10 protein-coding genes are annotated in these 13,077 nt (G+C 69.6%); 5 read left to right on the top strand and 5 right to left on the bottom strand.

The window, feature by feature from the left end:
- Nucleotides 1–15 precede the first annotated feature (15 nt).
- Nucleotides 16–660 carry a hypothetical protein gene (locus ACVTJA_RS36695; protein ID WP_465826978.1) on the bottom strand — a complete coding sequence of 215 codons (645 nt, stop codon included), beginning with the start codon at nucleotides 658–660 and terminating at the stop codon, nucleotides 16–18.
- Between the two features lie 120 nt (nucleotides 661–780).
- Here ACVTJA_RS36695 and clpB point away from each other — a divergent pair, with 120 nt between their 5' ends.
- Nucleotides 781–3,405, top strand: a complete 2,625-nt coding sequence (gene clpB, locus ACVTJA_RS36700) for an ATP-dependent chaperone ClpB (RefSeq protein ID WP_465826981.1) — start codon at nucleotides 781–783, stop codon at nucleotides 3,403–3,405.
- A gap of 160 nt (nucleotides 3,406–3,565) precedes the next feature.
- Nucleotides 3,566–4,534 (top strand): SAM-dependent methyltransferase, encoded by a 969-nt coding sequence (locus ACVTJA_RS36705; protein WP_465826984.1) that lies wholly within the window; start codon nucleotides 3,566–3,568, stop codon nucleotides 4,532–4,534.
- Between the two features lie 45 nt (nucleotides 4,535–4,579).
- Here the strand turns inward: ACVTJA_RS36705 and ACVTJA_RS36710 are convergent, their stop codons facing one another.
- Both ACVTJA_RS36710 and ACVTJA_RS36715 read right to left on the bottom strand, forming a co-directional pair.
- Nucleotides 4,580–5,698, bottom strand: coding sequence for an alkaline phosphatase (locus ACVTJA_RS36710; RefSeq protein WP_465826988.1), 1,119 nt, complete (start codon nucleotides 5,696–5,698; stop codon nucleotides 4,580–4,582).
- Nucleotides 5,699–5,824: 126 nt separating this feature from the next.
- Nucleotides 5,825–6,790, bottom strand: a complete 966-nt coding sequence (locus ACVTJA_RS36715) for a lipase family protein (protein ID WP_465826991.1) — start codon at nucleotides 6,788–6,790, stop codon at nucleotides 5,825–5,827.
- Between the two features lie 219 nt (nucleotides 6,791–7,009).
- On the opposite strand from ACVTJA_RS36715, the gene ACVTJA_RS36720 reads away from it, so the two are divergent.
- The 3 genes from ACVTJA_RS36720 (at nucleotide 7,010) to ACVTJA_RS36730 (ending at nucleotide 10,311) form a co-directional block, all read left to right on the top strand.
- Nucleotides 7,010–7,681 carry a spermidine synthase family protein gene (locus tag ACVTJA_RS36720; RefSeq protein WP_465826994.1) on the top strand — a complete coding sequence of 224 codons (672 nt, stop codon included), beginning with the start codon at nucleotides 7,010–7,012 and terminating at the stop codon, nucleotides 7,679–7,681.
- A gap of 294 nt (nucleotides 7,682–7,975) precedes the next feature.
- Nucleotides 7,976–8,812 (top strand): hypothetical protein, encoded by an 837-nt coding sequence (locus ACVTJA_RS36725; RefSeq protein WP_465826997.1) that lies wholly within the window; start codon nucleotides 7,976–7,978, stop codon nucleotides 8,810–8,812.
- A 122-nt stretch (nucleotides 8,813–8,934) separates the two neighbouring features.
- Entirely contained in the window at nucleotides 8,935–10,311 is a 1,377-nt protein-coding gene (locus ACVTJA_RS36730) for a di-heme oxidoreductase family protein (RefSeq protein ID WP_465827001.1), read from the top strand.
- A 216-nt stretch (nucleotides 10,312–10,527) separates the two neighbouring features.
- On the opposite strand, the gene ACVTJA_RS36735 is transcribed toward ACVTJA_RS36730, so the two are convergent.
- Together ACVTJA_RS36735 and ACVTJA_RS36740 are read right to left on the bottom strand one after the other, a co-directional pair.
- Nucleotides 10,528–11,850 carry a DUF418 domain-containing protein gene (locus ACVTJA_RS36735; protein ID WP_465827003.1) on the bottom strand — a complete coding sequence of 441 codons (1,323 nt, stop codon included), beginning with the start codon at nucleotides 11,848–11,850 and terminating at the stop codon, nucleotides 10,528–10,530.
- 111 nt (nucleotides 11,851–11,961) lie between these two features.
- On the bottom strand, nucleotides 11,962–12,972 hold the full coding sequence (locus tag ACVTJA_RS36740) for a TIGR03885 family FMN-dependent LLM class oxidoreductase (protein WP_465840615.1): 1,011 nt from the start codon (nucleotides 12,970–12,972) through the stop codon (nucleotides 11,962–11,964).
- Nucleotides 12,973–13,077 lie beyond the last annotated feature (105 nt).

Genomic DNA, 13,077 nt, shown 5'->3' on the forward strand with positions numbered 1-13,077 from the left:
CGCGAGGGCGCTGCTTCAGGCGGCGTCCGGCCCGAGGAACGGCACCTGCGCGCCCGGCAGCAGGGCCTCCAGCGCCGCGGCGCTCTCCTCGTCCGAGCCTTCCAGCGGCAGCAGCACCCGGCCCGGCACCGTCATGGGCAGGCGCAGCAGCTCCTTGCGCGTGAGGCCGAAGACGTAGGCCAGGTGGCCCATCGGCCAGCGCTCCTGCATCCGCGTGAAGGCCGCCTCGTCCACGTCCTCGGGACGCCCGGGCAGCTCCACGTCCTCGTAGACCACCCGCTCGCCGCCCACGCGCCGGCCGTTGCCGTAGGCGATGACTTCCTCGCCCTCGTCCGGATCATAGACGTAGGCCTGCACCGTGACATTGGCGGCTCGGGACAACAGCCTCGCCAGCGCGTGGTGGGCCGCGTACCAGTGCGCGCCCTGCCGTCCGGCGGTGAAGGGGCCCACGTACGCGATGCGCACCACCTTGCGGCGCCGGTTCACCGTCACCTGCAGGCCCGTGGCGCCGGTGGCGCCATCCAGCGCCAGGGCCTCACGCGCCAGCCGGAGAAGCTCCAGCCCGCCCAGGCTTTCGAGTCGTACGAGATAACCGCCGTGCGCTTCCAGGTTCAGCCCCCCGAGGGATGGGCGCCGCCTATACCGGGCCCGGGCCCACATGGCAACCCCAGCTCCGTGAAAGCCCGGTTGCTACCAGCAACCCAAAGTATTCCACGAGGGGCAGACATCCGACGCACCGCGCCAACTTGCCAAGGGGGGGTTGGCTCTTACGTTGTTGACATGCGACTCGACAAATACACGGTGAAGGCGCAGGAGGCGATCCAGGAAGGCCAGTCGCTTGCCCGGCGGGCGGACAACCCGCAGTACGAGCCGGAGCACCTGGCGACAGCGCTCCTGGGTCAAAAAGACGGCATCGTCGAGCCCCTGCTTCGGAAGATTGGCGCGGACGCGAAGCTCTTCGCGGCCCGGCTCGGTGAGGCGCTGCAGAAGCAGCCCCGCATGCAGGGCGGCGAGAGCGCCGTCCTCAGCCAGCGCCTGCTCAAGACGTTCGACAAGGCCGAGGACGAGGCCAAGTCCCTCAAGGACGAGTTCGTCTCCTCGGAGCACCTGCTGCTCGCGCTGACGCACGACAAGGGCGCGGTGGGCGAGGTGATGAAGTCCTCGGGCGTGACGCGTGAGCGCGTGCTCGCGGGCCTCAAGGAGATTCGCGGCTCGGCCCGCGTGACGAGCCAGGACGCGGAGTCCACCTACCAGGCGCTGGAGAAGTACGGCCGCGACCTGACGGAGGCGGCGCGCTCCGGCAAGCTGGACCCCGTCATCGGCCGCGACGAGGAGATCCGCCGCTGCATCCAGGTGCTCAGCCGGCGCACGAAGAACAACCCCGTGCTCATCGGTGAGCCGGGCGTGGGCAAGACGGCGATTGCCGAGGGTCTCGCGCGGCGCATCGTCGACGGCGACGTGCCCGAGAGCCTGAAGAACAAGCGGCTCGTGTCCCTGGACCTGGGCGCCATGGTGGCCGGCGCGAAGTACCGCGGCGAGTTCGAGGAGCGCCTCAAGGCCGTGCTCAAGGAAGTCTCCGACGCGTCCGGAGAGGTCATCCTCTTCATCGACGAGATGCACACCATCGTCGGCGCGGGCAAGGCGGAAGGCGCCATGGATGCGGGCAACATGCTCAAGCCGGCGCTGGCGCGCGGCGAGCTGCACTGCATCGGCGCCACCACGCTGGATGAGTACCGCAAACACATCGAAAAGGACGCGGCCCTGGAGCGGCGCTTCCAGCCCGTCATGGTGGGCGAGCCCAGCGTGCACGACACCATCAGCATCCTCCGCGGCCTGAAGGAGCGCTACGAGGTGCACCACGGCGTGCGCATCCAGGACAACGCCCTCGTCGCGGCCGCCACGCTCAGCCACCGCTACATCGCGGACCGGTTCCTCCCGGACAAGGCCATCGACCTCGTCGACGAGGCCTCCAGCCGCCTGCGCATCGAAATCGACTCCATGCCCACGGAGCTGGACGACGTGCGCCGGAAGATGACGCAGCTCCAGATTGAGAAGGAGGGCCTGAAGAAGGAGACGGACCCGCACTCGCAGGAGCGCCTGGGCCAGATTGAGAAGGAGCTGGCCAACCTGAGCGAGAAGTTCAACGCCCTCAAGGCGCACTGGGACGCGGAGAAGTCGGCCATCGGCGCCATCCGCACCCTGAAGGAGAAGCAGGAGAAGGCGAAGAACGACCAGGCGGCGGCCGAGCGTCAGGGGGATTTGAACAAGGCCGCGGAGCTGAAGTTCGGCGTGATTCCCTCGCTGGAGAAGGAGCTGAAGGCGCAGAACGAGAAGCTCTCCGAGCTGCAGAAGAACCAGAAGTTCCTCAAGGAGGAGGTGGACGCCGAGGACATCGCCGAGGTGGTGGCCAAGTGGACGGGCATCCCCGTCTCCAAGTTGATGGAGGGCGAGGTCCAGAAGCTGGTCCACATGGAGGATCGGCTCGTCAAGCGCGTCATCGGTCAGCGCAGCGCCATTGAAGCCGTGTCCAACGCCGTGCGCCGCGCGCGCAGCGGGTTGCAGGACCCGAACCGGCCCATCGGCTCGTTCATCTTCCTGGGCCCCACGGGCGTGGGCAAGACGGAGACGGCCAAGGCGCTGGCGGAGTTCCTCTTCGACGACGACTCGGCCATGGTCCGCATCGACATGTCCGAGTACATGGAGAAGCACGCCGTCTCGCGACTGGTCGGCGCGCCTCCGGGCTACGTCGGCTACGAGGAGGGCGGCCAGCTCACCGAGGCGGTGCGCCGGCGGCCGTACACGGTGGTGCTCTTCGACGAAATCGAGAAGGCGCACCATGACGTGTTCAACGTCCTCCTCCAGATTCTCGACGAGGGCCGGCTCACCGACAGCCAGGGCCGCACGGTGGACTTCAAGAACACGGTGCTCATCATGACGTCCAACCTGGGCTCGCAGGACATCCAGGCCGGCATGGCGGGCAAGGACGAGCTGGACGAGAAGACGCGCGACGAGGTGATGGAAGCGCTGCGCGCCCACTTCCGCCCGGAGTTCCTCAACCGCGTGGACGAAATCGTCGTCTTCGAGCCGCTGCGCAAGAAGGACATCCACCGCATCGTCGACCTGCAGCTCGGCCGGCTGTCGAAGCTGCTCGCCGACAAGCGACTGACGCTGGAGCTGACGGACAAGGCCCACGACTTCCTCTCGGAGCGTGGCTACGACCCGACGTACGGCGCCCGGCCGCTGAAGCGCGCCGTGCAGAAGTACCTGTTGGATCCGCTCGCGATGAAGGTGCTCAGCGGCGAGTTCGTCCCCGGGGACCACATCCAGGCGGACGCCGGCAACGGCCAGCTCACCTTCGCGAAGGTGCTGGTCGACGCCACGAAGAACGTGAAGCGCTCGGCGTAGGCGCGAGCCTCGCCCGGACGCGGCACGGCTGAAGACAGGGGCCCGGTGTCGGGAGGATGACACTCCCGGCGTCCGGGCCCTTCGTCTTTTTCCAGCACTCCTGGTGAGCCATGCAAAACCAGCGAGTCGCGTATAGTGCCGCCCGACTACGGGAGGCGACATGCTCGAAGTTCTCAAGACGGCGAGGAACCTGAAGAACGCGCTGCTGGCGGACCCGGCGCGCTTCTACACGAACGACGTGGGCCCCTGGGTGCCGGGCATGCCCCAGCCCATGCAGGTCCGCGCGGGCACGGGGCGCGAGCCGCTGTGGCTGAACCTGGGCTACTGGCGCGACGTGGAGAAGGTGGACGAGAACAACTGCGAGCGCGTGGGAGAGCTCTTCCCCGCCGCCCAGAGGCAGATGGCGCACCTGCTGGCGAAGACGGCGCGGCTGGGCGAGGGCCAGACGGTGCTGGACTGCGGCTTCGGCTACGGGGACCAGGACCTGCTCTGGGCCGAGGAGTACAAGCCGTCGCGCGTCACGGGCATCAACATCACCCCCACCCAGGTGCGCATCGCCAGCGAGCGCGCGAAGCTGCTCGGCCTCGACGGCGTCATCAAGCTGATGGAGGGCTCCGCGACGCAGCTGCCCTTCGGGGCCGGCGAGTTCGACGTCGTCTTCGCGCTGGAGTCCGCGCTGCACTTCAAGACGCGCCGCGACTTCCTGCGCGAGGCCTTCCGCGTGCTGCGCCCCGGCGGCCGGCTCGTCATGGCGGACATGTGCATGAAGACGGACCGCGAGGCCGGCCTGAGCCTGCGCCGCCGCCTGCACCTGCGCTACTGGCGCGGCCGCATCGCCTTCCCGGAGGCGAACATGTGGACGGTGCAGCGCTACGTCTCCGAGCTGCGGCAGGCGGGCTTCCAGAATCCCAAGCTGGACTCCATCGCCCTCGACGTCTACCCCGGCGCCAACACCGCCTTCACGGCCCTGCACAGCGTGACGCGCATGCAGCGCGAGCCCGGCACCTTCACCCTGGAGCAGGTCCGCGCCGACGTGAAGAAGGCGCGGGAGATGGACCCCAACCAGCTCTTCTGGCACCTGCAGTACAACACCGACGAGTACGCGCTGGTCTACGCCGAGAAGGCGTGACGCGGAGGCGCCACGGAGGAGGAAGACGCGGCCCCGAGCGGAGAATCAGAAGTCGCGCGTGGCGCGCGACGTGGCCTGCGGGGACTCCCCGGCCTCGGCGCCGTAGAGCGCCTGCACCTTGTGGGCAATCTCGGTGTTCTCGTAGAGGCCGCTGAAGCGCTCCGAGCCGGGCCCGTAGGCGAAGAGCGGGACGAGCGAGCCGGTGTGCGCGTTGGTGCCGAACTCCAGCGCCACGCCCCCGGCGCCGTCCGCGAGGACGCGCAGGCCGCCCGTCTCGTGGTCGCCCACGACGAGCACCAGCGTGTCGCCATGCTGCCGCGCGAAGTCCGCGACGACGCCCACCGTCTCGTCGAAGGAGCGCAGGCTGTTCTTCAGGTCCTCCGCCGAGTTCTCATGGCTGGCCGAGTCCGTGCCCTCGTGCTCCAGGAGGAGGAAGAAGCCGTCCGGGTCCGAGGACAGGCGCGCCAGCGCCCAGCGCGCGAGGTCCGGCAGCCGGGCGCCCGGCATGTCCGCGGCGTTCTTCTGCGAGGGGAAGACGGCCAGCGCCTTCTTCGCCGGGGCCGAGGCGAGCGCGGAGGGCTCGGTGACGAGCGACCAGCCGTGCTCCGAGGCGGCGGAGGTCAGCGAGGGAAGCCCCTCCGTGCCGAACAGCTCCGCGCCGCCGCCCGCGATGAGGTCCACCTCGCTCTCGAGGAGCTGGTGGACGATGTCCGTCACCTGCTCGCGGCGGGCCGTGTGGACGGCGAAGGCCGCGGGCGTCGCGTCACAGAAGAAGGAGGTCGTCACCAGGCCCGTTGCCCGGCCCTGCCGCGCGGCCAGCTCGACGAGCGTGGTGACGGGGTGGCCCTGGGGGTCCACGCCCAGGCTCTTGTTGTTCGCCTTCGTCCCGGTGGCCATCGCCGTGGCGGCGGCCGCCGAGTCCGTCACCACCGAGCTGGCCGAGCGCGTGGAGACGACGCCCGTCACCGGAAAGCGGCCCGTCGCGAAGGACTCGCCCCGCAGGAGCTTCGCCGCGGCGAAGTGCGAGGAGCCCATGCCGTCACCCACCAGGAGGACGACATTCTTGGGGAGGGTGGCCCGGGCCTCCGGCACCGGAGTCGGTGCAGTCCGGCAGGCCAGCGCGAGGAATGCGGGGATGGCGAGCAGCGTGTGCAGACGGGACATGGGAATCCTCTTGCCACACAGGCTGCCGGGTACAACCGACAATTGCCAATCAAACGTTTCCACCGCGGGGCATCGATTATTTCGCGGACCCGCGGCGCGGGTGGGCCTCACCCACCGCGTGGGGCTTCAGCCCGCCGAGCGGGTGGCGACCTGGGAGGGCGGAGCCCACGTCGAGTTGAGCTGCTGGATGGTCGCGAGCGGAATCCCGAGCAGGAACATGTAGTAGAGCGCCCGGTGCTGGTCGTTGACCTCGGACTCGAACGCGCCCAGCCAACCGGTGGAGTAGAGCTGCCCGGGGAGGCTCGTGGCCGCGCTCGGCTGCGTGTACGTCAGGTCCGCCTTCTGCAGCGCCTTCACCGTGCGGTCCACAGCCGTCTTGCAGAGGGGCCCGCACTGCGGCCCGCCGGGATACAGGGACAGGATGGACTCCAGCCCGTCCATCGTCCAGAGGCGGGGCACCACGTCGAGCGCGTTGTAGTAGCGCATGGCCGAGCCGAAGACGGAGTCGAAGGCCGAGGCGAAGGCCGGGTTGCCCGCGGTGGGCGCGGCGAAGGTGATGGGCAGGATGGAGGCGCTGTTCGTCAGCGCGCTCTGGAACCACGCGGCGAGCACCGTGGCCATCTGCCCTCCGAGGCTGTGCCCCGTCACGAGGATGGAGGGCGAGCCGGACAGGTTCTGGAGGAACGGCAGCAGCGCGCCCGTGCCCGAGCCCGGCACGGACGACACCATGTTGTCGATGTTGGTCCACACCTCCACCACGCCCTTGGAGACCTGGGCGTTGGAGAACGAGGACGCGGTGAAGGGCAGCGGCTCCTGCGTCGCCACGCTCTTGTCCTGGATGACGTCCTCGATGCGGTCGAAGACCGTGCCGCGCACCACCACCGCGTACTGGCCCGAGCCATTGGATGCCACGTAGACGAGGTCCTCGCCCTGCGTCGCGGGGCCCCACACAATCTGCCAGTTGCTCCCCACGGTGTTGGCCATGGCCGTGTTCATCAGGGTGAAGCGCTCTGGATTCGTGTTGGACTGCCCCAGGTACGAGATGGCCGAAAGGGTGATGCCGAGCTGCGCGGTATTCGGAGTGAAGGCCATGGGAGGTTCCTTTCGTTGGGGGCGAGGAGCCCGCGTTGCAGGTCTCCTGGCCATTGTGCACCGGACATGCCGGGACGCCTCGCGCCAGGCGGTCCTCTGGAGCGAGCGCCCTGCCCTCTTCCGGCAGGCGTCCGACATCATGCTCGACGTGTCGGTCCGACATGTCGGAAGGGCCTGTCGCCTTGACCGGGCGCGGCATCCGCGCGAAGAGCCGGGGCCATGAAGCCTTGGGAGACGCTCGACACCGCGCAGGTCCCCGACGTGGGGGAAGTCACGCTGGCACGGCGCGGCGACGAGTACGTCCTACGGGTGCGAGGCCAGACGCTGATGTCCAGCCGGCAGCATGGCTCGGAAGAAGCGCTCGCCGAAGCCGGGTGCGCGGAGCTCGCGGGAAAGAGCGGCGCACGGGTGCTCGTGGGGGGATTGGGCTTCGGCTACACGGCGCGGGCCGTGCTGGACCGTGTCGGGCCTTCGGCGCGAGTGACGGTGGCGGAGTTGCTCTCCGCGGTGGTGACGTGGAACCGGGGGTTGCTCGCCCCGCTCGCGGGCGCGCCGCTGGAGGACCCGCGCGTCACCGTGGTGGAGGGCGACGTGGGCGCGCTCATGGCCCGCCATCCCTCGACGTTCGACACCATCCTGCTCGACGTCGACAACGGCCCCACCGCCCTCACCCACCCGGACAACCAGGGCCTCTACGGGCTCGCGGGACTGGCGCGAGCGTTCAACGCGCTGCGCTCCCGGGGAACGCTCGGCGTCTGGAGCGCGGGCCCCGCGCCCGGCTTCGAGCGCCGCATGGAACAGGCCGGCTTCACCGTCCAGGTGCTGCATCCGACGGCGCATGGCACCAAGGGCACACGGCACGTGCTGTTCATGGGCCGGCGCGGACGCTGAGCTTCACCGCGCGCCTCCCAGGTGACGCCCACCCCGGGTCTGCGCGCCCCTGACTTCATCCCCGCGTGCCTGTGACAGGGCGCGCTACACCGCCGCCGGCCCTGTAACGGCGCGCGCCACAGCCCTCCCGTGCGCGCGTACGTGTTTCCCTCCAGGCCGGGGTCCCGGTCCGCCGCGCTCCTCGTGGCGTGGACGGTGCAATGCCCTCCCCCGCCGATTCACGCGCGGCACCCGCCAGAAGGCGGCCCGCGTGCGGCGGAAGAGCGCAGCATCTCCCAACCAAGAGGACACACCATGCAGATGAAGATGATGGGACGCCTGCTGGCGGCCACGCTCCTGAGCGTAGCGGCGGGTTGCCAGGGTGACGAGACGGCTCCGTCCACGGACAGCACCCTGGGTGCCCAGGAGGCCGCGGCCGGCACGCAATGTGTGCAGCGCTTCGATGGCATCACGAGCTGTGCGACGGGCAACGCGCGGCTGGCCACCACGCAGGCCGGCCTCCAGGTCTCCGGGCTCGCGGATGCGAACAAGGACGGCGTCTCCAGCAACTTCGCGAAGGCCTCGCGGTGGACGCAGAAGCTGGACGTGAAGTTCGGCACCGCTCAGGCGGGCATCTCCCTGGCCGCGCGCGCGGGCGACCAGACCGTGAGCACACTGAAGATGACGCCCCTCCGCGATGGCACGTCGATGACGGTGCTGCCGAGCTTCAGCGGCGCGCCGGGTGGCTCCGCCTACCGGGTGAACGTATACAACAACGGCATCCTCCAGGGCGGCACCACGCAGCCGGCTGGAAGCTTCATGATCATCCGCGACTGGTACGACCTGCTCCGCTGGCTCGTGGCGGTCTACTCCTTCGACGACCGGTACGAGATCATCGTGTGGAAGCCCGGCGTGACGGCGGCCGCCACGGACACCACCATCCCTGGCGCCTGCGTGTGGCGCGTGCGCAACGAGCGCGGCACCTTCTCCGTGCAGCTCTCCGACGGCAAGGTGCTTACCGGCAACCAGATCGAGTTCGTCGAGCAGATCGATGACGGCCACTACCCGTACACCGACTTCTCGGGCATCGACGTGAAGGCGGCCGCGAACGAGTTCACCGTCCTCAACGAGACCTTCCTCCCGGCGAAGTAGCTGCGAAGAAGACTCACCCGCCCGTGCGCACCGCACGGGCGCCACGCCGGGCAGGCGCGCGAGTCCTGCCCGGCGTCCCCCAGAGCGGCCCGCTCCCCTTCCGGGCCACCAGGAGCTCTCCGATGCGCCGGATGTACCTGCTTGGCATTCCCGTGGGTGCCCTCGTCCTTACCGCGGTGTGGGCCGATACGGGCCGGCGGCCCCCCGTGCTGGAGCTGGGCGCGCTCACGGAAATGGCCGAGCCGGGCGAGGAGCTCGCGGGTGGCGCCACCACCGTGACGGACACCGGGCGCAACTCCTTCGGGCGCTCGCTCATGAACATGGACCGGGCGCGCTGGCCGGAGTTCCACGCGAGCAAGAAGGTGTTCGGCCGCGACTGGAACGACACGCGCACCGGGCCCGTCATCGTGGGCCCGCTCTTCAGCGCGGCCTCGTGCATGACGTGCCACGTGAAGGACGGACGCGGGCGGCCTCCGGCCTCACCGGCGGAGACGCCCGTGTCGCTCGCCTTCCAGCTCGGCGCGCCGGAGGGCCGTGGGCCGCATCCCGTGTACGGCGAGCAGCTCGACTCCCAGGCCGTGGACGGACAGACGACGGAGGGCCGCGTCGCGGTGGACTACGAGGAGGTCCACGGCGAGTTCGCCACGGGCGAGTCGTACACACTGCTGCGTCCGAGCTACCGCTTCACGGACCTGACTCGGGGCCCGCTGGGTGACGGGACGCCCTTCTCGCCCCGCGTGGCCCCGGCGAACTTCGGGTTGGGGCTCCTCGAGGCGATTCCCGAGGAGACGCTGCGCGCCCTCGCGGACCCCGACGACGCGAACCATGACGGCATCTCCGGACGGCAGAACCAGGTCCTGGACGTCGCCGATGGCCAGACGAAGCCGGGCCGCTACGGATGGAAGGCCAACCAGCCCTCGCTGAAGCAGCAGATTGCCCACGCGCTCGTCGCGGACATGGGGCTCACCACGGAGCTGTTCCCGAAGGAGCAGGGCCACGCGGACGGAGCGCCGGAGGTGGCGCCAGCGGACCTGGAGCGCCTGCTCTTCTACATGCGGCTCGTCGCTCCGCCGAAGCGCAGGGACTGGGACACGCCACCCGTGCTGCGCGGCAAGGCGGTGTTCCGCGCCATCGGCTGCTCCGGCTGCCACGTGGCCACCGGCTTCGAAACGGGCACCGTGTCCGCCGTCCCGGAGCTGTCCACGCAGAAAATCTTCCCGTACACCGACCTGCTGCTGCACGACATGGGCGAGGGGCTCGCGGATGGCCGGCCGGATGGGCTGGCCACAGGCCAGGAGTGGCGCACACCGCCGCTCTGGGGGCTCGGGCTCCAGGAGGCGGTGAATGGCCACACCCGTCTGCTGCATGACGGCCGGGCGCGGAACGCGGAGGAGGCCATCCTGTGGCACGGAGGCGAGGCCGCCACCGCCCAGGAGCGCTACACGCGCCTGCGCCGCGAGGACCGCGAGGCGCTGCTCGCCTTCCTGAAGTCGTTGTGAGCGACCCCGGTCAGGGATGAATTTCGCGCTCCGTCATTCAGGATTGAGCGCGCCCGGCCGAAGAGGTCCTACACGCTTTGAAGACGGTTCAACTCCGTCCGCCTCCACTCTCATGGGGGCGCTGCCGAGGGTTCGGCATCTGACTCTTAATCAGAACCCCAAATGGCTTGTTCACTCGGGCGCGCTCACTCCTTTTCTTTCTGAAGCAACTCCAGCTCACACCGCGGCATCCGCCGCCTTCTGCCCCGCCGTCAGGCGCATGGGCTGGGCGCGGCCGTAGGTGAGCGAGCGCCACAGCCACTCGGCCGGGCCGAAGCGGAAGCGCGCCAGCCACCAGTGGCTGAGCGCAATCTGCGCGGCGAATACGACGAAGCAGATGGCGACGATGCGAGAGGGCGGCAGCTTGCCGATGAGCCCCAGTCCCCAGCCGTCGTAGATGCACACGCTCACGACGGACTGGAGCAGGTACTGGCTGAGCGCCATGCGTCCCACCGGCGCGAGCCCGCCCAGCGCCCGCCTCCAGCGCTCGCGCTGGAACAGGAGCGCGAAGGCGCCCACGTACCCCGCGGCGAGCAACAGGAAGCCAATCTCCTGGAGGTTGTTCAGCAGGAACTGCCACGTGCTGTCCTGCGACGTCAGCACGCCCATGGCGCGCAGGCGCGCCATCGCCAGGCCCGAGAGGCTGATGAGCCCACCCACGCCGAAGCCCCGACGGACCATCCGGCGCAGCAGCGGGCGGTTGCCCTCCACGTCCTGGAGCAGCAGCAGCCGTCCCGCCAGCAGTCCGAAGAGGAAGCGCGAGAGGATGAGCCCCATCCACTTGACGCGGTTCAGGCGCACGAACGTGTCCACGTAGTAGTGGAACCGCCCCACCGCGCCCGTCCACCACGAGTCGCTGGAGAGCGCCGCCAGCAACTGCGCCCGGTAGGTGGCCTCCTCCGCCTGCGACGCCTTCGCCACCTCCGCCGCCGCGTCAGCGCCATGCAGCAGCACCGGTACGTAGCGCTGGAGCACGGGCACCACGAGCGCCATCGCCACCATCAGCCCCGCGGCCCAGACGAACACCGTCTTGTTGGAGCGCTCGCGGAACAGCAGCAGCAGCACGCCCACCATCGCGTACGTGTGGAGGATGTCGCCAATCCAGATGCCGAACAGGTGCACCGTGCCGATGCACAGCAGGATGAACAGCCGCCGCGTGTAGAGCGGGACAACGGAAGCGCCGCGCGCGGATGCGCGGGACATCTGGATGGAGAAGCCCAGCCCGAAGAGGAACGAGAAGAGGGTGATGAACTTCTGGTTCACCAGCGTCTGGTAGACGGAGTTGACGATGATTTCGAGCAGCGGCGCGGCCTGCGCCTGTGCCTGCTCGCGCGGCAGCAACGCCCGGCCGCTGAACCACGTAATCGCATTGGAGAGGAAGACTCCGCACAGCGCGAAGCCGCGCAGTGCGTCCAGCAGGGTGACCCGCTCGGAAGCCGCCACCGGCCGGGCCTCGGTGGGGCTCCCGGCGGATGCCGCGGGAGGAGCGTGTTCGGACATGGCGCAAGCAGACGCCCGCGCACCGAAAGCGTCAACCGAGTCTCCGTGACGCGCGTCCGCACTTCCCGCATCAGCGAAGTGCGGAATCCGCATGCCGCAAGGCGTCGCGCTTCACGCGAAGCGCAACGCGGGCAGCACCTTCTCAGCGAATGCCTGGATGAACGCCTCCTGCCCGCGATTGACGTTGTGAAGGTACAGGTGGCTGAAGCCGAGCCGTACGTCCTCGGCCAGCCAGTCCACGTGGCGCTGGAGGCTGGAGGACACGCGCACGTGGCCCTCCAAGTCCTTCGGCTGCACCGTCTTCGCCAGCTCCTCGAACTGCTCGGGCCGGCGCAGGTCCGAGAGCACGTTGCTGGCGAAGATGTTCGGCGCCCACTGCTCCATCGCGCCCTTCAGCGCCTCCGCCTCGTCGCGCGCCCAGGACAACTGGACCTTGAGGAACAGGGGCTTGCCCTCGCCGCCGCCGCGCCAGAAGGCGTCCACCATCTTCCGCAAGTCCGCCAGCGGCTTGCTCACGGTGATGAGGCCGTCCGCCCAGCTTCCCACCCACTCCGCCGTCTCGGGCGTAATCGCCGCGCCCACCAGCAGGGGCGGCTTCTCGGGGCGCGTGTAGAGCTTCGCCTCCTCCACCGTGACGAGCCCCCGGTGCGTCACGCGCTCGCCCCGGAAGAGCGCGCGCATCACGTCCACGCACTCCTTCAGCCGCGCGTTGCGCTGGTCCTTCGCGGGCCAGAGCCTGCCGGTGATGCCCTCGTTGACGAGCTGCCCGCTGCCCAGCGCCGCCCACGCGCGGCCGGGGAACATCTCCGCGAGCGTACCCAGCGCCTGCGCGACAACGGCCGGGTGGTAGCGCTGCCCCGGCGCATTCACCACGCCCACGCTGGCCAGCTTCGTCGTCGCCAGCGCCGCGCCCATCCAGCTCCAGGCGAAGCCGCTCTGTCCCTGCGCATCGCTCCACGGGTGGAAGTGGTCCGAGTTGAGCGCCGCCGTGAAGCCCGCCGCTTCCGCCTGCTGCACCAGGCGCAGGAGCTCGCTCGGAGGGAACTGTTCGTGTGACGCGTGATAGCCGACCGTGAGCATGTGGCAGGGAGGTTGGAGCCGCGCCGCCTTGGCCGCGAGCATGCCGTACACGCGAGTGTCCGCTGATGGAAGCGGGAGCCGCCGTGTTGTGCGCTGGCGCACGCACCGCGCACGTCGTGCTGCCACGTTGCGAGCGGACGCCCCACC

It is taken from the genome of Pyxidicoccus sp. M6 (assembly GCF_055568925.1).